The sequence below is a fragment of the Novosphingobium sp. BL-S-20 genome, assembly GCF_055521635.1.
Genome location: NZ_CM145493.1, coordinates 1,106,988 through 1,132,772 on the forward strand (window position 1 = coordinate 1,106,988; position 25,785 = coordinate 1,132,772).

Annotated in this window: 15 protein-coding genes; 8 read left to right on the forward strand and 7 right to left on the reverse strand. The window is 65.0% G+C overall.

The genetic code is table 11. The features are described 5' to 3' along the window. Positions 1-62 precede the first annotated feature (62 nt). Positions 63-1,763 (forward strand): GGDEF domain-containing protein, encoded by a 1,701-nt coding sequence (locus ACZ1II_RS04775; RefSeq protein WP_465143272.1) that lies wholly within the window; start codon positions 63-65, stop codon positions 1,761-1,763. A gap of 3 nt (positions 1,764-1,766) precedes the next feature. Here the strand turns inward: ACZ1II_RS04775 and ACZ1II_RS04780 are convergent, their stop codons facing one another. From ACZ1II_RS04780 to ACZ1II_RS04795, 4 genes are all read right to left on the reverse strand, one after another. Continuing rightward, entirely contained in the window at positions 1,767-2,993 is a 1,227-nt protein-coding gene (locus tag ACZ1II_RS04780; RefSeq protein WP_465143273.1) for a glycoside hydrolase family 27 protein, read from the reverse strand. A 23-nt stretch (positions 2,994-3,016) separates the two neighbouring features. After that, a complete protein-coding gene (locus tag ACZ1II_RS04785) occupies positions 3,017-5,455 on the reverse strand; it encodes a glycoside hydrolase family 3 protein (RefSeq protein WP_465143274.1) in 2,439 nt (812 codons plus the stop codon). 7 nt (positions 5,456-5,462) lie between these two features. Continuing rightward, entirely contained in the window at positions 5,463-7,010 is a 1,548-nt protein-coding gene (locus tag ACZ1II_RS04790) for a tryptophan halogenase family protein (protein ID WP_465143275.1), read from the reverse strand. 95 nt (positions 7,011-7,105) lie between these two features. After that, positions 7,106-10,141 carry a TonB-dependent receptor gene (locus tag ACZ1II_RS04795; RefSeq protein WP_465143276.1) on the reverse strand — a complete coding sequence of 1,012 codons (3,036 nt, stop codon included), beginning with the start codon at positions 10,139-10,141 and terminating at the stop codon, positions 7,106-7,108. A 232-nt stretch (positions 10,142-10,373) separates the two neighbouring features. Between ACZ1II_RS04795 and ACZ1II_RS04800 the strand changes: the two genes are divergently transcribed. After that, entirely contained in the window at positions 10,374-11,612 is a 1,239-nt protein-coding gene (locus ACZ1II_RS04800; protein WP_465143277.1) for an ROK family transcriptional regulator, read from the forward strand. Between the two features lie 141 nt (positions 11,613-11,753). Further along, entirely contained in the window at positions 11,754-12,674 is a 921-nt protein-coding gene (locus ACZ1II_RS04805) for an ROK family protein (RefSeq protein ID WP_465143278.1), read from the forward strand. Here ACZ1II_RS04805 and ACZ1II_RS04810 read toward each other — a convergent pair whose 3' ends face one another. Genes ACZ1II_RS04810 through ACZ1II_RS04820 form a run of 3 tightly spaced genes read right to left on the reverse strand, consistent with a single transcriptional unit; the run spans position 12,675 to position 18,327 of the window. Beyond that, positions 12,675-14,135: a carboxylesterase/lipase family protein gene (locus tag ACZ1II_RS04810; RefSeq protein ID WP_465143279.1), complete on the reverse strand. Its 1,461-nt coding sequence runs from the start codon at positions 14,133-14,135 to the stop codon at positions 12,675-12,677. After that, a complete protein-coding gene (locus tag ACZ1II_RS04815; protein ID WP_465143280.1) occupies positions 14,132-14,914 on the reverse strand; it encodes a GDSL-type esterase/lipase family protein in 783 nt (260 codons plus the stop codon). The genes ACZ1II_RS04810 and ACZ1II_RS04815 overlap by 4 nt, the downstream gene beginning before the upstream one ends. After that, positions 14,911-18,327, reverse strand: coding sequence for a glycosyl hydrolase 2 galactose-binding domain-containing protein (locus ACZ1II_RS04820; RefSeq protein ID WP_465143281.1), 3,417 nt, complete (start codon positions 18,325-18,327; stop codon positions 14,911-14,913). Before ACZ1II_RS04820 ends, ACZ1II_RS04815 begins: the two co-directional genes overlap by 4 nt. A gap of 181 nt (positions 18,328-18,508) precedes the next feature. Between ACZ1II_RS04820 and ACZ1II_RS04825 the strand changes: the two genes are divergently transcribed. The 5 genes from ACZ1II_RS04825 (at position 18,509) to nirB (ending at position 25,785) form a co-directional block, all read left to right on the forward strand. Continuing rightward, positions 18,509-19,090: an ANTAR domain-containing response regulator gene (locus ACZ1II_RS04825; protein ID WP_465143282.1), complete on the forward strand. Its 582-nt coding sequence runs from the start codon at positions 18,509-18,511 to the stop codon at positions 19,088-19,090. Next, a complete protein-coding gene (locus ACZ1II_RS04830) occupies positions 19,087-20,301 on the forward strand; it encodes an ABC transporter substrate-binding protein (RefSeq protein WP_465143283.1) in 1,215 nt (404 codons plus the stop codon). Before ACZ1II_RS04825 ends, ACZ1II_RS04830 begins: the two co-directional genes overlap by 4 nt. 221 nt (positions 20,302-20,522) lie before the next feature. After that, complete coding sequence (locus ACZ1II_RS04835) at positions 20,523-21,776, forward strand: nitrate/nitrite transporter (RefSeq protein WP_465143284.1); 1,254 nt, start codon at positions 20,523-20,525, stop codon at positions 21,774-21,776. A gap of 77 nt (positions 21,777-21,853) precedes the next feature. Continuing rightward, a complete protein-coding gene (locus tag ACZ1II_RS04840) occupies positions 21,854-23,059 on the forward strand; it encodes a hypothetical protein (protein WP_465143285.1) in 1,206 nt (401 codons plus the stop codon). Between the two features lie 221 nt (positions 23,060-23,280). Continuing rightward, positions 23,281-25,785, forward strand: a complete 2,505-nt coding sequence (nirB, locus tag ACZ1II_RS04845) for a nitrite reductase large subunit NirB (RefSeq protein ID WP_465143286.1) — start codon at positions 23,281-23,283, stop codon at positions 25,783-25,785.

Consider the following 25,785-nt stretch of genomic DNA (forward strand, 5'->3'; position numbering starts at 1 on the left):
GCGAATCGCCATTTATGTGCCGCTTTCGAACGGCCCTGACTGTCTTCTGCACAATCGTGTGCATGGCGGCGGCGGGTTTCGGCTGGCCGGTGCCTGCGGCAGCGGAAGTGCTGCGGATCGGTCGTCCGCTTTGCCATGCGGTCGATCGGACGGTGGCGGAAGACGGCCGGGTCCCCCGGAAATTCTCCTGCTCCGGCGAGCCGGAGGATTATCAGAAAGGTACGCTCTGGCTTCGCGCCATGCTGCCTTCAGGGGCGGACGAACGCGATGATCTCTCGCTGATCGTCCACAGTTCACGGTTCGATCGTCTGATTGTCACATTTTCCTATGCCGACGGCGCGGTGGAGCGGCAGGACGTACGCAGCGGCGATTTCGGCACGCATTGGCGGGCGGGCGGCCAGCTCGCGTTCCGCGCACCGCATCGCGATGTGTCGCTGACCGGCGTGACCATGCGGTTCGACAAAGTCGCAAGCGCGCGTTTGCTGCGCATGCGACTGGTCGGGCGCGGCGAGGAAAGCACGCAGACGACCGGACTTGCGACCTCGATCGGCGCGGCGCTCGTACTGCTGCTGGCGGGGGCGATCTACAATGCCTCGCTTGCCGTGGCCGTGCGCAGGCAGTTCTCGGCCTGGCAGGCGGCCTGGGCCACGTGCATGATCGCCTGGGGCGCATGTTGGTCGCAGCTTCACCTGTTCTTCTTTCCGGGCATGGCAGGGGCGATCTCCGCGCAGATCTGTACCGGGCTTTCCTGCCTTGCCATTTCGCTCGCTACTCTCAGTGCCGTAACGGCGCTTGAGCGGCACTGCGTCAGTCGCTGGCTGAGACGGACCGCGCTCGGATTGACGGGCGGCGTATTTGCGCTCGGCATACCGCTCTCGCTGATGCGTTCCGGTCCGATCGACAAATTGGGCGGCGTGCTGGGCATCCTGGTTCTCTCGAATCTGGTCGCGGTGGCGTTCTGTATCGGGCAGGCCTGGCGGCGTGGCAGCGGGGAGGCACGCAGCTTCGCCGGAGCCTGGGCGGTGCCTATGCTCGTCCTCGCCTCGACCAGTTTCTTCGATGCGGATGCGATGTTCTGGGGAGGTGGCTCGCAGATCCTCGTCCTTTTCGCAGCGGCATGGCAGACGCTCTGGCTTTCGGTCGCCGCGTCGCGCTCGCATGCCCGGCTGCGGGTGGAGCGCGATATGGCCCGGCAAGCCGAAGCGCAGGCTCAGGAACTGGCACGCCGCGATGCCTTGACCGGGCTGCCTAACCGGCGCGGTTTCATCGAACGGGTTGGCACCATGCTGGACGGCTCGCAGGGCGAAGGCGAAGTGGTGGCCTTGCTGCTGATCGACGTGGACTGGTTCAAGTCGATCAACGATGTCTACGGCCACGAAGCGGGCGATGTCGTTCTGGCAGAGATCGCGCGCTGCATTGCGCCTTACGAAAGCCCTTCCTGCACGGCCGCCCGTCTCGGCGGGGAGGAGTTCGCTATGCTCGTTGTCGGACTGGCGGGTTTCGAACTCGTGCGTTTCGCGGAGACACTTCGCCGGAGAATCGGCGGCTGCGAGCACGGCGATGTCGTTGGCCACCGCAAGGTCACGGTAAGCATCGGCATCGCGGAAACCGCAGCGGCTGCCGATTTTCGCACGCTCTATCGCCTTGCCGACGAGGCGCTGTACGAAGCCAAGCGGGGCGGACGCGATCAGGTCGCGATCCGCCTGCTCGATAGTGCCGAGCCTTCCGCCGACGATCTCGACCAGATCGCTCTGGGCAATTGATCCTCAGGGCGTCAGCGTCACCATGACGACGCCGTGGGGTTCGACTTCAGCCGAATAGCTGCCCTTCATCGTGCCCAGATCGCGGTGCGCCCAGAGGTCACGCAGTTTGAGCGACTGGCTGGCCGGATAGTCCAGCTGCGCCCAGTTCACCGTCAGCTTCACCGGCGTCTCGCCCCGGTTGAATAGCAGCGCGGCGCGTTTGCCGTCCTCCAGCGTGCGGACCCAGACTTCGCCGTTCCCATCCTTGGAGATACGGTGCCCCTGACGGCCCAGCTTGTCCTGATCGACCGCGATCACGTCCTTGTTGAGCAGGATCGCCTTGGTGTCCGCGCTCATGTTCGCCACGTCGTTACCGGCAATCAGCGGCGAGGCCATCATCGCCCAGAGCGAAAAGTGGCTGCGGTATTCGGTGGTCGTCATGCCGCCGTTGCCGACTTCGAGCATGTCCGGATCGTTCCAGTGCCCCGGCGCGGCGTAGGGCCAGAGCGGCTCGTTGAGATCGACGATATCGAGCATGCCCAGCGCATAGCCATGCTTGCCCGACCACTTGTCGGTGATATCGGCGGTGGTGCGCCACATGTTGCCGATCTTCGAGGCCCAGAGCCAAGGCTTGTTGGTGCCCCACTCGCAGAGCGAGAGCAGCACATCGCGGCCCGTGGAGCGCAGCGCGTCCGACATCAGCGCATAGGCTTCTTCGGCATTGCGGCTGCCGGTGCTGCACCAGTCGTACTTCAGGTAGTCGACGCCCCACGAAGCATAGGTGATCGCGTCCTGATACTCATGCCCCTGGCTGCCCGGACGTCCGCCGCAGGTCTTGGTGCCGGCGTCCGAATAGATGCCGAACTTCAGGCCCTTCGAATGGACGTAATCGGCCAGCGCCTTGATGCCCGAGGGGAAGGCCTTGGCATTGGCAGTGATGAAGCCCTTGGCGTCCCGCTCGCCATGCCAGCAATCGTCGATGACGAGGTAGTTGTACCCCGCATCCTTCATGCCGGTGGCGACCAGCGCGTCCGCCGTATCGCGGATGGTCTTTTCCGAGATGTTGCAGGCGAACTTGTTCCAGCTGTTCCAGCCCATCGGCGGCGTCTGGGCAAGGCCGTTCGCCACGCGGGTCGGGTCCTGCGAGGGCGGCAGGCGGTTCTGGTCCACTTCCTCCGCCAGCGCCGGATTGGTGAGAGCCAGAGGGGCAAGGCTCAGGGCGAGCGCGGCGAATTTCGCAAGTCGCGACATGGTGGGCATTCTCTTTCTAAAGCTCAGTTCGGGCAGATCGCGCCGGTGGGATCGGCATCGAGCTTGACGGTGGAAATGGCGATCGTCTGGCCCGCATTGCCTTGCAGCACGAAGGGACGGGCGATCTTGGTCATGTCGGCCCCGGCTTTGGCGAAGCAGGAGAGCGAGACCTTGACGCTGGCCCACTGGCCCGGCGCGGCGGTGAAGACCTGCCCGCCGTCGAGGAAGGTCTCGCCCATGCCCAGCTTGGGCGCGGTCGCCCCCTTGGCATCGATGCGGTAGTCGATGCGCAGGCTGAGCATGGCATTGCTCTGGCGACCCAGATCGACCGTCGGCCCTTCGATGCGCACTTCGCCGGGGCCAGTGAAGGTGAGCTGGCGAGCGCCTTCCTGCGTGCCGCCGCCGTCGACGTTCTTCACCGTAACCGCACCGCCCGTGGCCAGCTTCCACGGCACCAGCACCTTGCCCGGCAGGTAGTAGACCGAAACGTTCGACAGCGAGGCATCGAGCCCGGCCACTTCGCTCAACTGAGGAACCGAAGTCCTGTCCTTGTAGGTCAGGCCGTAGCCATAGGCGAACTGCGGATCGTAGCCCGGCTGACCGACATTGTTGAGGAACTGGCCCGCGTTCTTCGGCCAGGAATAGCTGAGCTTGCCGCGGAAGTCCTTGTTCGGCGTGCCGTCCTTCTTGGCGACCAGCACGTCGGCAAGGCCCTCACCCTCCGAGCCCGGCAGGAAGGCGGCGACGAAGGCGTCGGACTGGTTGATCTCCGGGTTCACCCAGAGCGCACGGCCCGAAATGAACACCGAGACGACCGGAATGCCCTGCGCCTTCAGCGCCTTCAACTGTGCCAGCGCCTGCTTGTCGCCCGGCTGGAATTCCAGCGTCGAGATATCGCCGACCATTTCGGCATAGGGCGTCTCACCGAAGACGACGACGGCAACGTCAGGCTTCGGCCCCGTCACCTTGCCATCGGCGCTCAGCGTGGCGGTACCGCCCGCCGCCTCGATCGCAGTCTTGAGGCCGCCCCAGATCGAGGTGGCGCCGGGGAAGTCGGCATTGGTGTTGCCGGTGCCCTGCCACGACATCGTCCAGCCGCCGGTCTGCATGCCGATATCGTCGGCATGGGTGCCGGTGACGAGCACCTTCTGGCCCGGCCTGATCGGCAGCAGCGCACCGTTGTTCTTGAGCAGCACCAGCGATTCCGCCGCCGCCTGACGCGCCACCGCGCGGTGTTCCGGCTTGCCGAGTTCGCTGCGCTGTTCATAGGGACGCGCCGGATCGAACAGGCCCAGCTTGAACTTCACGCGCAGGATGCGGCGCACCGCATCATCTACCCGCGCCATCGGTATCGTGCCGTCCTGAACCTGCTTCAGCGTGTTGTTGAACAGGTCCTTCCAGTCGTTCGGCACCATCGCCATGTCGAGACCGGCATTGAAGGTCGCCGCGCAATTGCCATTGGTGCAGCCGGGAATCTGGCCATGCGCGTTCCAGTCGCCCACGGTGAAGCCTTCGAAGCCGAGCCGGCCCTTCAGCACATCGGTCAGCAGCGACTTATTGCCGTGGTTCTTCACCCCGTTCCACGAGGAGAAGCTGGCCATGACCGTCATCGCGCCCGCATCGATGCCGCTGACGTAACCGGGCACGTGCAGTTCGATCAGGTCCTTTTCGGGGACTTGTGCGTCGCCCTGATCGATGCCGCCGTGCGTGCCGCCGTCAGCCAGGAAGTGCTTGATCGAGGCGGCGACATTGCCGTTCTGGATGCTGCTCTTGCCCGGCGCACCCTGAAGTCCGCGCACCATCGCGGCGGAATATTCGCGGGTGATCTCGGGGCGTTCCGAATAGCCTTCGTAGGCGCGGCCCCAGCGATCATCCTGCGGCACAGTGACGGTGGGACCGAAGGCCCAGTCGAAGCCGGAGGCGGCGCTTTCGGCAGCCGTCACTTGCCCGATCTTCTCCATCAGCGCCGGATCGCGCATCGCGCCAAGGCCGATGTTGTGCGGGAAGATCGTGGCGCCGAAGACGTTCGAGTTGCCGTGAACGGAGTCCATGCCGAAGATCACCGGGATCGGCACATGGCCGGGGCGCTTCTCGATCGAGACCTGGCGGAAGGCTTCGGCGGTGGCGATCCAGTCGCTGGCCGGACCGCGATCGTTGCCCGAAAGCGGCGGATCGTTGCCGCCGCCGAGGATCGAGCCGACCGGATATTCGCGCAGTTCTTCCGGCTTCATCGCGGCGATGCTGGGCTGGATCATCTGCCCGACTTTCTCGCGCACCGACATCTCCGCCATCATCCTGGTGATCTTCGCCTCCGTCTCCGGATCGACGAGGCCCTGACTCTTGGCCTTGGGCCAAAGTTCGGGATGCGCGGTGGCGGCGGCAGGCAGCGGCGCATCAGCCGATGCGGCAGCAAACGGTACGGCAGCGCAAGAGAGGGCGAGAAGGGAAAGCGTCAGTCGCATCGGTTTCCTAAGCGGAGTTTAGCGTGAATTGGGGTGCAGCATTTTGCGCAGCAGGTGCAGCACAGGTCTCGGCGATGAATTGCTCATGGGTGCCCGCGAGCGAGACAGCGCGGGCCACGGCAGCGCGCATCTGCCCGAAGGTGCCGCCCAGTTCCTCGACCGAGAACTGGTCGGCCAGCGGGTCGTAGCGCGAGGGCCAGATCTCGAACCCGGCGAACATCGACAGCCAGCTGGGCGACTGGAACGAATCCCACTCGAAACGCGGCAGCTTGCCCGCGCCCTTGTAGGCGCGGATGCGCTGGGCCAGCGTTTCCGGCAGGTCGAGCGCGCGGCATTCCTGCCACATCTGTTCGGTTCGCTGACCGCCCCAGTAGTGCAGCAAAAGGAAGTCGCGGATGCGGGCATATTCCAGCGCGGTAATGCGGTTGAACTCGTCCGCCAGCGAGGGATCGAAATCGCGGTCCGGGAAGTGCGCCAGCAGGCGCTCGATGCCGCTCTGGATAAGGACGATCGAGGTCGATTCCAGCGGTTCGAGGAAACCTGCCGCCAGCCCGAGGGCGACGCAGTTCTTCTCCCACACTTTCGTCCGATGGCCGGTGCGGAAGCGCAGCATATTGGGCTCGGCCAGCGCCTCGCCCTCAAGGCTGGCGATCAGCGTCGCGGTCGCCTCGTCGTCGGAGATGTGGCGGCTCGAATAGACGTAGCCGTTGCCGACGCGGTGCTGCAGCGGAATGCGCCACTGCCAGCCGGCGGATAGCGCGGTGCTGCGGGTATAGGGCGTCAGGGCATCACCATGCGCGCAGGGCATCGCCACTGCACGGTCGCATGGCAGCAGGTGCGTCCAGTCCTCGTAAGGCACTTCCAGCGTCTGGCCCAGCAACAGGCTGCGGAAGCCGGAGCAATCGACGAACAGGTCCGCCTCCAGCGTGCGCCCGTCGGTCAGCGTGACCGAGGCGATACGGCCGTTCTCGCCGTCGCGGGTGGCGCCGGAGATCGTGCCTTCAAGATGGCGCACGCCCAGCAGGTCACGCGCGCGCTGGGCAAGGAAGCGCGCGAACAGGCCCGCGTCGAAATGGATCGCCCAGTCGAACACGCCAAGGTCGTTGACCGGCTGCTCGGGCGGCAGCAGCATTAGATTGCGCATCGCTGCCTGCGTGGGCAGGCAATATTCGGACAGCGGCGTCTGGTCGCCCGCCATCCGCCGCTTCAGCCAGTACTGGTGAAACGGGACGGAGAAAGCATCGACGCCGTAGCGGCCGAAAGGATGGAAAAAGCTGGTACCCGGCGCCCGCCAGTCGCGGAACTCGATGCCCAGCTTCACGGTGCCCTGCGATGCCTGCATGACTTCGGCCTCGGTCACGCCGATGGCCTTGAAGTAGTCGCGGATCGCGGGAACGGTCGCCTCGCCCACGCCGACGGTGCGGATGTCGGGGCTTTCGACCAGGGTGATCTCGATGGGAAGGCGGCGCAGGCGCGTCGCCAGAAGGTTGGCCGCCATCCACCCGGCGGTGCCGCCGCCGACTATGAGAATAGAACGGATTTGCTCGTTCGCCATTGTTCTAAGGCCCCCAGAGACCCGTCTACCCTGCCGGGATGGAAAAAGGGATCCCCCCCGCCCGGAGGAGGTGGGCGGGGGAGAAGGCGGGGAGATCAGAACTTGATGCGCGCGCCCATGGTGAAGCGGCGTTCGAAGATGTTGTTGTAGGCCTTCTGGTCCTTCCAGGTGAGGTAGTACTTCTCGTATTCGCCGGTCAGGTTGGAGCCTTGTCCATAGATCGTGACGTTCGGCGTGATATCGTAGCTAACGGAAGCGTCCACGTAGTTCGTGGGCGCCTGATAGAGTTCCAGCCCCTGGATGCCGCCGAAGTTCGACTGCACGGCGCGCTCGGAGCGATAGTTCCACGCCACGCGGGCCTGGAAATGCGAGTCCTGATAGAACAGCGCGGCGTTGGTCTGGATCTTCGAGTTGTCCTGGAACGGTATCTTCTTTCCAGCCAGATCCTTGTCACCGGTATTGGAGGGCGAGAAGGTGAAGTTCGTGTCGATACCGAAGTTCGACAGGAAGCCGGGCATGAAACCGAGGTCGGTGAACGAGAGCTTTGCGCCTGCCTCGATGCCCTTGAGCGAGCCACCCGAGCCTTGGACCGGCGTGCTGATCGAGACGGTGCGGTTACGCACAACCCCGTCGTTGTCGGGCAGGTCGGTGCGGACCACGTTGCCGCTCTGGATGAAGCTGTCCACCGAGATGTTGAAAGCGCCGAGGCTCAGCAGGCTGCCGCGCCCGAGGTAATATTCGAGCGAAGCCTCGACATTGGTGGCGCGCCAGGGATCGAGATCCGGATTGCCGTTCTGGCTGCCGCCGGTGACGCGGAAGACCGGGGTTCCGGGAATGCTGGTGTCGATAGCGTAAGTCGGGTTCAGGCCGCCGCCCCACTGGTTGAGGTCGAGCAGGGTCATTGTCTTCGAGAACGCGAAGCGGAACTTCAGATTCTGCGCGAGGTCGAAGGCGACGTTGAACGCGGGCAGGATGTCGGTGAAGTCACGCCGGGTGTTGACCGAACCGGCCAGTTCGTTGGCGAGGCCGTAAGGTTGCGGACTGCCGGTCACGTACTGGGTGATGTCCAGCTTGGTGTTGATGACCTTGACGCCCGCGTTGCCCGCGAAGGGCACGCCGAACAGGTCGCCGTGGAAGTCGGTCTGGACATAGCCCGAGATCTGCTTGACGCCGACGTTGAACGAGGCGCCGGGGTTCATGACCTCGACATTGCCGGGATAGAACTCGTTCTGGAAAGCCAGCGCGTTGTCCATGGCCTTGGGATCGAGCACGTACATGTTGGGCACGCCCGCGACGCCGGGGTTGAACAGCTTGACCCGGCCGCCCAGGGTGGGATCGTTGGCAAGGCGGGTAAGACCTGCGGTATAGAAGCCCGAGGCGTCACCGGCGCTGCACGAGCTGTCGCTCATGGGCACGTCGAAGGCCTTCCACTTAACGAGGCAGCCGTTCGGATCGCTGGCCATACCGGCATAAAGCGGGGCGGCGCGGTCGAATTCGTAATCGTTGATCGAGCGTTCGGAATAACGGCCGCCGAAGCTCACCGTCAGCTCGGGCGAGAACTCGTAGGAACCGTCGGCGCGCAGGACCTTGAGGTCGCCCTTGCGGCGATAGTTGCCTTCCGAGGACATCGTCTTGAGCGCGTAATTGCTGATGTCGCCTAGATTTTCGAACAACTGCGAGGGCAGGGTGAAGACCGGCTTGCTGCCGGTATAGTCGACCACGGCGGGCAGCGAGTTCAGGCCGGCAATGGTGTTGACCGTGTAGCCGTTCGGATTGAACACGCGGTCGCCGCCGGGATAGTGGCCGATGCCGCCCGGCTGCCACTGTTGGCCGTCGGACATGCTGAACTGGAGGTAGCTCTGGTCGTAATACTGGTGCGCCTTGCCGTAGATGCCGCGCAGGCTGCCCTTGAACGGGCCACCGTTGTCGAACTTCAGTTCGAGGTTGTAGTTCTGGGACTGCGACTTGTAGCGATCCGTCTGCGAATACGAATCGAAGTTGCCGAGATCGTAGTTGTAGATTTGCGTGGAGTTGATGTTGTAGGTGCGCCCGTCGTTGCCGACGTAAGTGGCGCCGTTATCGCGCGACTGGCCCGGTACGAACTCCGCCGCCTGCCAGTTTACGTCCTGCATCTGGAAGCCGGCGGTACGGGCGTGCTCGTTCTGGCGGGTGAAGAAGGCATCGCCGGTCAGGGTCAGAGCGTCGCTGATCATCCATTGGGCAGAGCCGTTGATGCCGAGGCGCTGGCGCTGATTGATCTTGTTCCAACCGGTGAAGCCCTGCGGCACGATAAAGGCATCGTTGGAATTGCCGTTGCCGTTGACGTCCACCCCTCCGGCGACCGGCGTGCCGCGCGGACGGTTGGCGGGCGAGAAGCCGTTCGTCGACGTCGCGTCGAGCGTGCCTTCGTTGTGGAGCGCCGCGCCGTAGCCTTCTTGGATGCCGTTGTGCGAGTTCGACAGGCGCACGTCGGAGTAGGCCGCCGAGACCATCACCCCGAAGCGATCGTTATGCCAGGATAGCAGGCCGTTGAAGTTCGGGTCGAACTTGTTCTTGGTCTTGTCACCGTACGTGCCTTCCGCCGCGACGGCGACCGTCACGCCTTCCTTCAGGTCGAAGGGGCGGCGGGTGCGCAAGTTGACGGTGCCGGTGATGCCCGCGTTGAGCGAATCCGCCGTTGCGGACTTGATGACGTCGGCGCCCGCGAAGAGCTGCGAGGGGATGTCGTTGAAGTTCGGCTGGATCGTCGTGATCGACTGCGCGCCGAGGTACGCTTCGCCGTTGAGCAGGGTCGTCACTTGCGGGAGGCCGCGAATGTTGATCGTCGAGCCTTCACCGGCGCTGCGCAGGATCTGCACGCCGGGAATGCGCTGGAGCGAGTCCGAAATGGTGACGTCGGGCAGCTTGCCGATGTCCTCGGCCGAGATGGAATCGACCACCGAAGTCGCATTGCGCTTGATGTTGACCGCGCGCTCCTGCGAGGCGCGAATGCCGGTTACGATGATTTCCTCAGCACTCGGATCGGCCGAAGGCACCGATTCCTGTGCCCAGACACCATGCGACGATCCCAGTGCAACTATCGAGGTGGCGGCCATCAGAACACCACGACGCACGCAATTATGCTGCCTCATTCCCTCAACTCCTCTCTTCACGCGAAACGCGTGCCTCACTTTGTCGGAGAGGTGATCAACCCGCGGTCATCTTGCCGCTTTTCCTCTCCTGGTCCGAGTATTCTTTGTGACTCGTGTTGCGCTACACATCCGCCCTATGACGAGGAGCGTCAACTTAAATTTTTTCTTTTTTGTTAGTTCGGCGCCCAAAGCGGATGTAATCGTTCGAGACATGAAAAGAGAGGATCGCAACGTGGTAGCCACCGATTCGCCGGTACCGGATTCTTTGGAAGTCCGCGGCAAGCGGCTGGCCATCTCGCTTTCCGGCACAAACCTGGCGCGCGCCAGCGACTACAACCAGCGTATCGTGCTCCAGGCCATCCGTCTCAGCGGCGAGACCACCCGCATCGAACTGGCACGGCAGACCGGGCTGACCGCGCCGACGATCGCCAACATCACCTCGCGGCTCGACGAGATGGGGCTGATCGCGCACCTCGGTCGCAAGCATGGCGGAAGAGGCCAACCGGCGCTGCGTCTGGCGGTGAACCCGGACGGCGCCTTTGCGATCGGTCTCAACGTCGACCGCGATCACATCACGCTGGTCGCGCTCGATCTCTCCGGCGAAGTCCGCAGCCGCGTAACCCGCGAGGTCCGCTTCGCCTTGCCTTCCGATGTCGTGGCGATCGTGGCCGAGGAGGTCGATGGGCTGCTGGCCGCTGGCGGGGTGGATCGCGCGCGGATTTTGGGCATTGGCCTCGCTCGTCCCGACGATCTTGGCGGAATCGCGCTTCCCAATATGCCGGAAGGCTACGAAAGCTGGTCCAACGTCGATTTCGCCAGCCTTCTCAAGGAAATCCTGCCCTGGCCCGTGCATGTCGACAATGATGCGGCGGCAGCTGCCCTGGGCGAGGCGCAGGGGGTGGGCGGTCACGAAAGGCCGAGCTTCTTCTACCTGCTGATCAGCGCGGGCCTCGGCGGAGGGCCGGTGATCGACGGCAGCTACTATCGCGGCGCCCGGATGCGCAGCGGCGAAATCGGCCTGATGCCGGATGTCGGCGCGGTCGATCCCGGCGCCGTGGTGCAGGACACGGTTTCGCTTTCGGCGATCGAGGAAAGGCTTGCGCAAGTCGGGCGCAAGCTCGACGTGCTGGAGGATCTGCTCGCGCTCGATCCGGTGATGGCGACGGCGGTGGATCAGTGGATTGCCGATGCTACCCGCGCACTGACGGGGCCGCTGGTGGCGGTATCCTGTCTGCTCGACCCCGATGCCATCGTTGTCGGCGGCCGATTGCCCGCGCCGCTGATCGAGCGCCTCTGTGCCCGGCTCGATGCGGCGCTGGCGGAAGTCTCGATGCCCAACCGCGTTCCTGTCCATCCGGCGCAGATGGCGGCGGAGGCTCCGGCGATCGGCGCGGCAATCCTGCCGTTCCTCGACCAATTGCTGCCTTCCGATGCGATCCTCATGCAGGCGGGTCGCTCCGAACCAAATTAAAAAAAGAAATTGTCTTATTCGTAGGACCTGCCAAAATGCGCCGACATCTTGAGGCGTCGCGGGCACGTACATGCCCGATGAAGGCGCAGTCTTACCGGAGAGGGCAATGGCGGGTTTCGCGCCGATGCGGCAAGTGGCTGCATGACCATGCGGATTGGAATCGATTTCGGTGGCACCAAGATCGAGGCGGCGGCGCTGGCTGCCGACGGCACGGTGCTGCATCGCCGCCGTACCCCGACGCCGGGCACTTATGACGCGGCATTGACGACGCTGTGCGAGCTAGTTGCCGGGGTCGAAGGCGAACTCGGCCTGCGGGGCACGATCGGGATCGGCACGCCGGGTTCCGCCGCGCGCGGTTCGGGCCTGATGCGCAATGCCAATTCGGCTTATCTCAATGGCCGTCCTTTCCAGCGGGACCTCGAAGCGGCGCTCGGTCGGCCGATCCGGTTGGCCAACGATGCCAACTGCTTCGCCCTGTCGGAAGCGATTGACGGTGCGGCAGCGGGCAAGGCAGCCGTATTCGGGCTTATCATCGGCACCGGCTGCGGCGGCGGGATCGTGCTCGACCAGCATGTCGTCGGCGGCGCGCACGGTCTGGCAGGGGAACTCGGGCATATGCCGCTGCCCGATCCGCAGCCCGATGAACTGCCCGCTCCGGCCTGCTGGTGCGGCCTCAGCGGATGTTTCGAATCCTGGGTTTCGGGGACCGGCTTCCGCCGCTCGTTCGAGGCGGCGACCGGGCGCGATCTCGATGCCCCTGCCATCGTCGCGGCGGCGGCGGCCGGTGACCCGCATGGGTGCGAAGCACTGGAGCGCTATCGCGACAGGCTGGCGCGAGGGTTGGCCGTGGTCGCCAATCTGCTCGACCCCGACGCCATCGTGCTCGGCGGCGGCATGTCGAACGTGGAGGCGATCTACGAAGGGTTGGCCGAGGCGATCCGGGCGCGGACGTTCTCCGGCGCCTGGACCGGCGAAGTCGTGCGCGCGCGCTGGGGCGACAGTTCGGGCGTTCGCGGAGCTGCTCTGCTCTGGGACCTCGAGGAAGTCGTGCCGGCGCTCTGATCAGGGAGCGGAGCGCAAGGCGCAGGTCTCGCGGGACAGGCCTTCCACCAAGCGGGAGCCGGTTGCGGTGAACTCCAGCGTGATGCCGTCCTTCCCGAAGCGTGGCCAAGGGGCGAGGCCGGTGCTTTCCGGCTTTCCGGTAGTCGCAAACGCCGCCCAGTATGCGGCGAGCGGGGCAAGCGCCCCCGTTTCGCTGCCTTCTTTGCCCAAAACGTAACGGATTTCAGACCCGTGCGTGACCGGCGCACCGCCCGGTCCCTCGATACTGAACTGATAGTGCCAGGTCTGGCCACCGCTGCGTGTCCGCTCCGCCGCGACGTGGAGGGCAGGGCAGCGGAAAGTCAGGTCGTTTGCAAGGCGCAGGGCGAGATCGGCGGGCGGTGTGCTGCCGGGCACGAGGCCATAGGCTTTCAGCGCTTCCGGTGCATTCGCACTGAACCCTTGCGCGATCGCCCGTTCCGGCGGGCCGTAAAGACCGAGTTCGTACAGGTTGTTGCCCAGTATCAGCGGAATGTCGCTACCCACGCCGCGTGTGAGTGAGGCTTGCGGTGTTTCCGTCAGTACTTCGCCGTCGACCACGGCCTGAAGCCAGATGAAGCTGTCGTCGTCCAGCGCGGGCACGTCTGCGGCCTCGCTCGCCGCGATGAGCGCCTTGGCCGGGATGGCCCTGAGCCGCTTGGCCGAGGCATGGGGCGGCGCTCCGGCGGCAATGGCGATGCTCTCGCCCAGGGCTTCGTTTTCCGCTAGCGATCGCGGGGGAAGGCCGAAGCCCGGCGTCCCGCTTTCGGCAATGGCCTGGGCGAACAGTCCTTTGCTGCCGGGCGAAAGCATTTGCAGACCGACATCCTGCGCTCCGGCGGATTCCCCGAAGATCGTCACCCGGGCAGGATCGCCGCCGAACCGCGCGATATTGGCGCGGACCCAGCGCAGTGCCGCCTGCTGGTCCATCAGGCCGTAATTGCCGGAGTGGGGGGCGAGTGCCGGATGCGACAGGAAGCCGAGCGCGGAAAGGCGGTATTGCAGGCTGACCAGCACTACTCCGCGCCTGACGATCGGCGAGGTTATCGTGCCTGCGCCGCTGCCGCCGCGATTGCCGCCGCCGTGGATCCAGACCATGACCGGCAGCGGCTTTTCCGGCTTCAGCGCGGGGGTGGCGACTTCCAGATAGAGGCAGTCCTCCGACTGGTTGGCCGCGGCATCGTGGTTCCAGCCATAGTCGACCTGCATACAGGCTGGGCCGGAAACCGTGGTCTCGCGCACACCCTGCCAAGGCGTTACCGGCTGAGGAGGCCGCCAGCGCAGATCGCCGATGGGCGGCGCGGCGAACGGAATGCCGCGAAACAGGCTGCGCCCGTCTTCGGTCGTTTCCCCTCGGACCGCGCCGCGTTCCGTCTGGACAACCGGCCTGGCGGCGCTTCCGCCTGCTGCCGTCAGGAGGAGCGCCGCCAGTGCCGCGATCATGGCACGCGGGCAGCGGCGAGCAGCCTCGGCGCGGGCAGGGCGAGTGCCTGCTTGAACGCGGCTTCGGCGACCTTGTTCATCACTTCGTATCCGGCCGGAGTCGGGTGTACGTGATCGGATGTCAGCCCTTCGCGCGCGCCGAGGCCGGCACCCTTCATCGCCGTCCAGTAGTCCGCATAGACCGAGCCGGTCTTTGCGGCATAGCTCTTGAGCCAGGCATTGAGGCGCTGGATGCGCTGTCCGGTTTCGAGACCGGGACGCCAGGGGAACAAGTCGGCAGGCGGGATCGAGGCGATCACCACGCGGATGCCGTTCGCCTGTGCCATCTCCACCATGGAGCGGAAGTTGCCCTGGATCTGCTCGTCGGTCATCGGCCCGGTATTGCCGGCGATGTCATTTGTGCCCGCCATGATCTGCACGACTTGCGGCCTCAGATCGACCACATCCTGACGGAATCGCAGCAGCATCTGCGAAGTCGTCTGCCCGCCGATCCCGCGCCCGATCCGGCCCGGCGTGAAGAACGGGCGGTCGAGATCGTACCAGCCCTGGGTTATGGAATCGCCCATGAGCACGATGCGCGGGCGCGCCGTCGCGGCGACATCCGCAAGGTTGGCGTCGCGGTACCGCGCGGTCCAGGCCCAATCCGTGCGCAGGCGCTGCTCCGCCGCGTTGGGGGCATTCGCAGTGGGCGGGACGGGCGCGTTCTGGGCGAAAGCCGGGCCAGAAAGAGTGATGGCGGGGAGAGCGAGAACGGGCAGAAGTTTGAGGTGCAAGGTCATTTTCCTGTGGCGATGGTCCGGGGTACGACGTTCCAGCCGCGCAGCTTGACGGAAGGTGAACTTCCGGCGGCATCCTTCGGCGCGGTTATGGTCACGCTACGCGTCTCGCCAGGGAGAAGCGAGACGTAGTTGTCCGAGAAATAGGCGGGCAGGACCTGCTTCCCCCTGGCATCGAACAGGGTGAGCTTGGTCTGGATCGCGGCGGTTTTGCCGGGGTTGGTCAGGGTGACGTCGATCCGGGTTTCCTCGCCGTCCTGCGAGGCCCGTGCCTGCGCGTTGAGCGGTACTTGCGCCATCGCGGCGAGCGCCTGAAGCGCTTCGTCGGCGGCGGCCTGCCAGTAGAAGTTGTCGGAAAGCCGGGTTCCCGAAGTGTCGAGCGCCTCAAGCCGAACCAGTACCGGCCCGGAGGCCATCAGCGGCGCGAGATCGAGCGTGAAAACCTCGCCCACCTTGCCGCCGGTGAGATCGAGCTTCTGCTCCTGCACCGCAAGCTGGCGGCCGTCGAGCGCCTGCACCACCGCGCGCACGGTCACGCCCGAAAGCGCGGTCATCCGGTTGTTGACGAGGATCACCTTGTGGTCGGGCAGGTTCATCTGGACGTGAACCGGCTCGGAGGCCTTCTTCATGCCGTAGAAGGCGCCGTGGGTGTCGTAGTCGGAGGAGAGTATCTGCCACGCCGAACTCGGCCAGGCGGGCTGGGTCATCCACAGCATGCGGCCCGAATTCTCGGTCCATAGCCCGGCGTTCATGCCTTCGAAGATCGCGCGATAGCTCTCGTATTCGAGCATCTGCGCCTTGCGTTCGAAGTCGGGCAGGCTGGTGGGCTTGCCGAATTCGCGGTCCATGGCATCGGTGAAGCTCTTGACCGCGCCGTTCCCGGTCTGGTGCCAGTCGTGATAGGCCCAGGTGTCGCTGACCGGCCAGCGCTCGCTTGCCGGGATTGCGCGTTCCCAGGATTCCAGCGTCGGGAAGGAGGGGGTGCCGACTTCGACAGCAAAGCCCTTCGAATATTCGGTGAAGTATTTCTCCGGCGCGCGCCAGTTGTAGGGGCCGGAATCGTGGAGGTTGATGCGGTTGGACGAGGCCATGTAGAGCCGGGTGCCGTCCTCCTTGCGCAGCATTTCATCCAGTCCCTCGTTGAGGATCGGCTGTGGCACACCTTCGTTGCGGCCGAACCACAGGATGATCGAGGGATGGTTGCGGAAGCGCTGGACCACGTCTTTCGCATTGCCGAGGAACAGCTGCGCGTCCTCCGCCTCGATATTGTAGTCCTGCGTCGATTCCCAGAAATCGCTCATGACCATCAGGCCGTATTCGTCCGCGAGGTCGAAGAAGCTGGCCTGCGTGTTCTGGCCCACCCAGTTGCGGATGACGTTGACGTGGGCGTCCTTGTGGAGCTTGAAGAACGGCTCCAGCCGCGCGCGGTCGACGCGTTTCATGAAGTCGTCCATGCCGATCGAGCCGCCGCGCGCAGCGATCCGCACGCCGTTGACGCGCAGGACGAGGAAGGGTGACAGCCCCTCGTCCCCGGCGATCGGGGTGACGGCGGGGGATTTCGCGGCGCCCGGCGCGAAGGAATAGGCCCAGCCGCCGCGAACCTGGCGGATCGCCTGATGCCGCTCGTCGACGATCTGCTGGCCGAGCGCGCGGGCCTTCTCGAAGTCGATGGTGACGCGGTCGAGGCTGCCGTCCTCGTCCACCAGCGACATTTCGTACGTCACCTGTCGCATGCCGAAGCGCAAGTCCTTCTCGTCGGACTTCGCGCCGTCGACCGAGGCGGTGAGGTGCAGCGTGTGCAGCGCCGGATCGCCGTAGCCGTTGGGCCACCAGAGCTTCGGATTGCGCACCGCCAGCGCGGCATCACTCTCGGGCGAGAAGCGCACGGTGGCCGATTGGCCTGCGGGAACGGTGATCGAACGCTCGACCGTCACGTCATCGAAGGCGGTGCGGACGGTCGCGGTGCGGGGCTGGTTCGATAGATTGCTGACCGGAACCGTGATCTCGATATGGGCGACGGAATTGTCGGGATTGGGCAGGGTGGTGACGACTTGCGGGTCCCCGATCTGCACGTCGCCCGAGGCGAGGAGCTGCACGTCCTGCCAGAGGCCGGTTTGGCGGTCGCGGATCGTGGGAATCCAGTCCCAGCCTTCCGAGGCACCGAAAGTGGGGCCATCAAGCATCATCGCGCCGCCGTTCTCGCCGACCCCGGCAGTCAGCGATTCCTCATGGGCGAGGCCGGGATGCGGCGGCGGCGAGACGCGGATGGCGACGGCATTGCTGCCGGGTTTCAGGTAGGGTGAAACGTCGAAACGGCCACGCACGAAGGCGCCCTTGGTAGTGCCGACCTGAGTGCCATTGACCCAGACCTGCGAGCTGAAGTTCACGCCATTAAGCAGTAATTCCAGTCTCTTGCCGGACACTCCTGCGGGAAGATCGAACTCGGTGCGATACCAGTAATCCTGCCGCGCCAGCTTCTCGGGGATGACGAGATTGTTCAGGCCATGCGCCGGGTCGGGGTAGACGCCGCGATCGACCAGCGTGGTGAGCACGGTGCCGGGGACGGTCGCGGCGTACCACTTGCCGCCCGTGAAACCGGCGCGGGAAATCGCGCTGCCGTCACCGGACACTTCGGGCGCTTCGGCCAGGGTCCATTTCTGCAAGGTCCAGCGGGCATCACCCTGTGCGGCGAGCGGCGCTACCTGTGGGACCGGCTTGGCGACCGGCTTGTCCGGCGCGGCGGCGGTGCGGGGCAGGGTGGCGGGTGGCTGCGGCGTCAGTTGGCCCTGCATCTGCCGCACCTGAAGCGGCCAGCGGGCGCTTGTCTCGGTGAATTGGATGAGTTTGGGATCGGGCGCATTGGCGGCGATCTTGCGCAGTTCCGCCGGTGATTTTGCAACGCTATCGATGCGCAGGCCGATCAGGCTTGCCGACATTTCGCCGGAAGGACGTTTGGACGGCGCGATCAGCACCTTGCTCGGCACTTCGGCGAGGGGCTGCGACAGGCTGGCGACAGGACGTCCGTCAACATAGAGCCGCTGGCCGCTTGTCTCGGTGACGACGGCGTAATGGTGCCAGTCGTTCGGGCGGGACAGGGCAGGGCCGACGGCTTGCCGCTCGTTCGCCGCAATGCCCGGCTTGCCCTGTGCGACGATCAGCGAAAGCACCGGCACTTGCGCACCGTCCGCAAGGGTCACGACAGGCCCGTCGCTGCCTTGCGCGAGCGCTGCCCAGAACGACAGCGTCCAGGTTCCGGCAGGAAGGACAATGTCGCTCGACCATGTCGGCGCGGCAGGAATGACCCGGAGATCGAATGGTCCGGAAACTTGCGCGATCCCTGAAGTGGGGGCTAGCAGGGATGCTGCCAGAACCGTCCCCAGAGCTGTGCGCGCAGAAATCCTCATCTGTTTCGTCATCCCCGTCCCTCCATTGCCTCTCAGGCCCTTATGCTGTGAAGAAACACGGCTTCCGGTAAAAAGACAAATGTTTTTACATATTGAAACGCAGCTTTCTTCCAAGGCCGTCGTTGACGCGAACCGGCGGGTCGGCGATGTGCGGCGAAAATACGGGCACGGATTCAGCGGAATCGGATCATCCATGAGAATCGTCATCATCGACGACAGCGGACTACGCGCGACGGTTCTCGAAGAGGGGCTGCGCGAGGCCGGCTATGACGACATTCATATCGTGCCGCCGCGAGGGGCTTTCGTCGCGCGGCTTGAGCGCATGGCGCCCGATGTCGTGCTGATGGACCTTGGCAGTCCGAGCCGCGACACGCTGGAGGAAATGCTCACCGTCAGCCGCGCGCTGGCGCGTCCCATCGCGATGTTCGTGGACCAGTCCGACGAGGCGATGATTGGCGCGGCCATCGATGCCGGGGTTTCGGCCTATGTCGTGGATGGACTGCGCAAGGAGCGGGTGAAGCCGGTGCTCGAACTGGCGGTGCGGCGTTTCAATGCTTTCGCGCGGATACAGGCGGAGCTGGAAGAGGCGCGTAGTGCCCTGTCCGACCGCAAGGTGATCGACCGCGCCAAGTCTATCCTGATGGCGCAGCGCAGTCTCTCGGAGCAGGAGGCTTATGCCCTGCTGCGGTCGAGCGCGATGAACCAGGGCAAGAAGATCGTGGACGTGGCGCAGGCGCTCATCACCGCCAGCGACCTTCTGGGAGGCGGATTATGACGACGAACTTGCGCATCGCCTTCCTGCCGCTCAACGACGTGGCGGTGCTCGCCGCCGCCCGCGAGCGCGGATTTGCGGAAGAGGAAGGGCTGTCGCTCGACCTGCTGCGCACCACGAGCTGGGCGACCCTGCGCGACCGGCTCGTCTACGGGCAAGTGCAGGCCGCGCATATGCTGGCCCCGCTGGCGGTTGCGGTGACGCTGGGCCTCAGCCAGCAGCCCGCCGCTCTGGCTGCGCCCTACAAGCTGGGCGTCAACGGCAACATGCTGGTCATGGCGAAGGACTTTGCCGCCGCGCTCGATCCCGATCCGGTGAGCCGCATCGTCGATCCGCTGGCCGCCGCGCACGACTTTGCCGCTGCCATCGGACTTTGGCGCCGCAAGCCTGTGATCGGCGTGGTGCACCGCTTCTCCAGCCATGCGTTGATGCTGCGCTATTGGCTGGCCAGCGCTGGTATCGATCCCGACCGCGACGTGGTGCTGCGCGTGCTGCCGCCGTCGCTGACGGTGGAGGCGCTCCATGCGGGCGAGATCGACGGGTTCATCGCCGGAGAGCCTTGGGGTAGCGCCGCCGTTGAGGCGGGCCTTGCCGAAACTGTCGCCGTGGGCGAGCGCATCTGGCAGCGCGGCGTCGAAAAAGTCCTGGCTTTCCGCGAGAACTGGCTTGAGGAAAATCCCGAGACGGTCGACCGGCTGCTGCGCGCTCTGGCGCGGGCGGCAGTCTGGTGCGACGATCCGGAGAACCACGAGGCATTGGCGCAGCTGCTCGCCGATCCGCGCTACCTCGATCAGCCGAGCGATCTCATCCGGCGCGGGTTGAGCGGGCAGATCGTCGCCCGCGCGGGTGAGGCGCCGATTTCCCATCCCGACTTCATGCTGTTCTCGCGCGAGGCGACGCCGTTCCCCTGGCGCAGTCAGGCGCTGTGGATCTACTCGCAGCTCGTGCGCTGGGGGATGGCCGAGCATTTGCCGGAGAATGCAGCCAAGGCGGGCGGAGTATTCCGGCCCGACGTGTTCCGGCGTGCTCTGGCAGGCAGCGACATGCCGATGCCGGGGGCCAGCATGAAGCTGGAAGGTGCGCTTGCCTCGCCGCTTGCGGTGGGATCGCGCAAGGGCGACCTGACGCTCGGCCCGGACCGCTTCTTCGATGGCCGGGTCTTCGATCCCGAAAGGATCGAGGACTATTTGGCGGAGTTTGTGCAGGCGCGTTGAGGCCATGTAGATGTCAGCACGAAATTTGTGCCTTGCAACATGACGCGAATCGATTGATGATAGGGGCCTCACGCGAAGGTGCGTGACCATATTCGGATGCGCTGCTCCAAGGGCGGGGCGCCATCCTCACCGACATTCGCAGCAAAGCCGCTGACCGGGCTCACCAGAGGGTGACGTCCGGCCTGCGGCTTTTTTCGTGTCCGTTATATGAGGGACCTACGATGGCAACCGCTTACTGGGAACGTGACGGAGAGGCTGAAACGGCCACCGCTCCAACGGAAACGACCAGCTTCTGGAAGGCCGGCCATGCGCCGACCCTGATCGCCGCCTTTCTCTATTTCGACCTCGCCTTCATGGTGTGGGTCCTGCTCGGCCCGCTGGCGCCGGAAATTGCGAAGACGCTGGGGCTGACTTCGGCCGAGAAAGGCCTGATGGTGGCGACGCCCACGCTTGCAGGCGCCTTGCTGCGGGTCGTCAACGGCCTGCTGGTAGACCGTATCGGACCCAAGCGATCGGGCGCGATCAGCCAGGTCGTCGTTATCGCCGGGCTGTTCCTTGCCTGGTTCATGGGCGTGAACAGCTTTGCGGGCACTTTGGCGCTGGGCTTGGTGCTCGGCTTTGCAGGCGCGAGTTTCGCGATCGCCTTGCCGCTCGCCAGCCGCTGGTATCCGCCCGAGCATCAGGGCAAGGCCATGGGACTGGCCGGCATGGGCAATTCCGGCACCGTGCTCGCCTCGCTCTTCGCGCCGCTGCTGGCCAAGATGTTCGGCTGGAACACCGTGCTCGGGCTGGCCTGCATTCCGCTTTCGCTGGTCTTCGTGGTCTACATGCTGATGGCGAAGGACGCACCGAACCAGCCCGCGCCGCGCAAGCTGGTCGACTATTTCGAGCCGCTCAGGCAGGCCGACGCCTGGTGGCTGATGGCTTTCTATGCCGTGACGTTCGGCGGTTTCGTGGGCCTTGCCGCCTCGCTGCCGATCTATTTCACCGACCAGTTCGGCCTGACCCCGATCGTGGCAGGCTATTGCACGGCGGGCTGCGTCTTCGCCGGATCGCTGGTGCGACCGATGGGCGGCGCGCTGGCAGACCGGATCGGCGGCGTGAAGGCACTGATGGTCGTCTATCTTGTCGCGGCGGTGGCGCTGGCCGGTGTAGCCAATGCCGCAAGCCTGCCCGGAGCGCTCGGCCTGTTCGTGCTGGCGATGCTGGCGCTGGGCACAGGCAACGGCGCGGTGTTCCAACTCGTGCCGCAGCGCTTCCAGGCCGAGATCGGGGTGATGACCGGGCTGGTCGGCATGGCGGGCGGCATCGGCGGGTTCTATCTCGCCAGTTCGCTGGGGCTGGCCAAGCAGTTCACCGGCAGCTTCGCACCCGGTTTCCTGATCTTCGCGGGCCTTGCGGTGATGGCGCTCGCCTCGCTGGCGATGGTCAAGACTCGCTGGCGGGCGACCTGGAAGACCGCGGCTCGCATATAATGGGAGAGTACGGCGGCGGTCGATCCCATCGGATCGGCCGCCGCTATCGATGTGCCCCCCAGGAGATTTCACGAAAAATGCGATACTTGCTTGGTACGGCGGCCGCGTTGGCCGTCGCGGGACCCGCCTGCGCCCAGGATTTCGACATCAGGCCGTTGGCGGAAGTGCGCCTGCGTAACGAGCATGTCGATCAGGACGGTCTGCCGCGCGAAGCCGATGCCGTGACCGCGCGCGTGCGAACGGGCGTGGAGATCGCTTCCGGCCGGTGGAGCGCCACGGTCCAGGGGCAGGGCACGCTGGCATTGGTCGATCATTACGACGACGGCCTTCACGGTCCCGCCGATCGTCCGCAGATTTCCGATCCGCAGAACATCGGTCTCTACGTGGCCCAGCTTCAGTACCGGGCGAAAGGCGCGGTGCTGACGGCGGGACGCCAGAAGATCACGCTGGATGACGAGCGCTTTGTCGGCAATGCGCCGATCCGCGACAATGCGCAGACTTACGATGCCCTGCGCGCGCAGCTTTCGCCAATCCGCGGTCTCAAGCTGGATGTCTCCTATGCCTGGAGCGTCCGCACGATCTGGGGCATCGACGGCCGCGGCGCTCGCCAGCAGGCGATCGGTGGAAATAATGTCTTCGCCAACCTTTCCTACGCGACGCCGATCGGGACGTTGACCGGGTTCGGCTATCTGGTCGATCAGGACGAGGCCGCCGTGCAGGGCTACCGGCTGTCGAGCCGCACGTATGGCGCGCGGCTGAGCGGCAGCCGCGCCTTTACGCCATCGGTGAAGCTCGACTATGTGGCGAGCTACGCGCGGCAGTGGGATCATCACCGCAATCCGAACGATTACCATGCCGACTATTGGCTGGCTGACGCCACGCTGGATGTCAGGGGCTGGAAGCTCAACGCCGGCTATGAAGTGCTGGGTGCAGGCGACGGCACGCCGTTTACCAGCTTCCAGACGCCGCTGGGCAGCAACTTCAAGTTCCAGGGCTGGACCGACAAGTTCCTGACCACCCCTGCGAACGGCATCCGGGATCTCTATTTTGGTGGTGGTTACGGGCTGAAGCAGGTGGGGCCGCTCTCGGGCGTTTCGCTTCAGGCGGTCTGGCACCGTCTCGGCAGCGACCGGCTCGACCAGCACTATGGCAACGAAGTCGATCTTCTCGCATCTGCGAAGCTGCGCAAGACGCTCGTTTCGCTGCGCTATGCCCATTACGATGCCCGCAGCTTCGCAACGGATACGGATAAGTACTGGATTCAGTTCGACTGGACCTATTGAGCAGGACCATCACGGAATCGCTTGAGCCCTCGGGCGATTCCGCTTATGGTGCAGTGCAAAGGACGACGCTGTCCTTCCAAACCATAGCCGATGCGATCCACTGACGGGCCGTAGAAGCGCAAATGATGGCAAGGCCGCCATCCAGACTTTCGGTTTTCGAACCGAGGGTCCGGATGGCGGCCTTTTTCTTTTTCTCCCTTCGTTTTTCTGGAGTCACGGGGATGGAATTTCAGGACGGGATCGAACCCTCTGCGGATTATGAGGACACGCTGATCGTGCCTTCGCAGGACCCGCGCGAGCATCTGGTGGTCGTCGGCAATGGCATGGCGGGATGTCGCGCGGTGGAGGAACTGCTGGCCCGCGATGCCGGGCGCTACCGCGTCACCATCTTCGGTGCCGAGCCGCATGTGAACTACAACCGGATCATGCTCTCGCCGGTGCTCGCGGGCGAGAAGACGTTCGAACAGATCGTCATCAATCCCCGCGAATGGTATGACGAAAACGGGATCGAACTGGTTACTTCCGATCCCGTGATCGCCATAGACCGGACGAACAGGACCGTGACCTCGCAGTCGGGCCGCAAGGTCTCGTACGACCGCCTGCTGATCGCCACCGGCTCCGATCCGTTCATCATCCCCGTCCCCGGCAAGGACCTGCCCGGCGTCATCTCGTTCCGCGACATGAAAGATGTGGACCTGATGCTGGAAGCGGCCGGGAAGGGCGGCGATGCGGTGGTGATCGGCGGGGGGCTGCTCGGTCTTGAAGCGGCGCATGGTCTCAGTTTGCGGGGCATGAAGGTCACGGTGATCCACCTGATGCCGACACTGATGGAGCGGCAACTCGACGAAGCGGCGGGCTGGCTGCTCAAGACCGCCCTCGAAGGACGCGGCCAGACGATCCTGACCGGCGCGGACACCGCTGAAATCTACGGCGACGGCAAGGTCGAGGGCGTGCGCCTGAAGGATGGGCGCGAGATCGTGGCCAGCCTCGTCGTCATGGCGGTGGGCATCCGCCCGTCCACTGCACTGGCGCGCGAGGCCGGGCTGGACGTGGGCCGCGGCATCAAGGTCGACGATCACATGGTGACGAGCGACCTCGCCGTACTCGCGGTGGGCGAATGCGTGGAGCATGACGGCAACGTCTACGGCCTCGTCGCGCCGCTCTGGGACATGTGCCGCAGTCTCGCCGACGGGTTGACCGACCGGCACAGCGGCTATCGCGGCTCGGTCACGTCCACCAAGCTCAAGGTCGCCGGTCTCGACGTGTTCTCGGCGGGCGACTTCTCGGGCGGGGAGGGCTGCGAGGATATCGTCCTGCGCGATGCATCGCGCGGCGTCTACAAGCGCGTCGTGGTGAAGGAGAACAAGGTCGTCGGCGCGGTGCTCTACGGCGATACGGCGGACGGCAACTGGTACTTCGACTTGCTGAAGAAGGGCGAGGATGTCTCGGAAATTCGAGACTTTCTGATCCTCGGACAGGCTTTCGCCTCGGGCGGCACCAGCGATCCGCTGGCGACTGTTGCAGCGCTGCCTGACGATGCCGAAGTCTGCGGCTGTAATGGCGTTTCCAAGGGGCAGGTGGTCGCTTCGATCTCGGACGGCGCATGCAGCCTCGACGCGGTGCGCGCGACCTGCAAGGCTTCGGCAAGCTGCGGTTCCTGCACCGGCCTCGTCGAAAGCCTATTGGCGCTGACCCTCGGCGAGGAGGTCAAGTCCGGCCCCAAGACCCTATGCAAGTGCACCAGCTTTACCCATGACGATGTGCGCCGCGAGATCGTGGCGCAGGGTATGAAGTCGATCCCCGAAGTCATGCAGAAGCTGCACTGGTCCACGCCTGACGGCTGCTCTTCGTGCCGGCCGGCGCTCAACTACTATCTGCTTTGCGCGCTCCCCGGTGAGTACGAGGACGACCAGCAGAGCCGCTTCGTCAACGAGCGCATGCACGCCAATATCCAGAAGGACGGCACCTATTCCGTGGTTCCGCGCATGTGGGGCGGCCTTACCAACCCGCGCGAACTGCGGGCGATCGCCGATGTCGTCGAGAAGTACGACGCGCCGATGGTCAAAGTGACGGGCGGGCAGCGGCTCGACATCTTCGGGATCAAGAAGGAAAACCTGCCCGCCGTCTGGGCTGATCTCAATGCCGCCGGGATGGTCTCGGGCCATGCCTACGGCAAGTCGCTGCGCACGGTGAAGACGTGCGTGGGCAGCGAATGGTGCCGCTTTGGCACGCAGGACTCCACCGGCCTCGGCGTCAAGACCGAGCGGATGACCTGGGGCTCGTGGATGCCGCACAAGTTCAAGATCGCGGTCTCCGGCTGCCCGCGCAATTGCGCCGAGGCGACGATCAAGGACTTCGGGATCGTGTGCGTGGACTCCGGTTACGAACTCCATGTCGGTGGCAACGGCGGCATTCACGTCCGCGCTACCGACTTCCTCTGCAAGGTGGCGACCGAGCAGGAGGCGCTCGATTACTGCGCGGCCTTCACCCAGCTCTACCGGGAGGAAGCACGCTATCTCGAACGCACCGCGCCGTGGATCGAGCGTGTCGGCGTCGAATACGTGAAGCAGCGTATCGTCGAGGACGAGACCGGCCGCGAGGCCTTGCGCAGTCGCTTCCTCCATTCGCAGAGCTTCAGTCAGGAAGACCCCTGGGCCGAGCGCGCGGCAGGGCACCAGGCCGAACTGCACCAGCACCTCGAACCCCTTGCACTTGCAGCGGAGTGA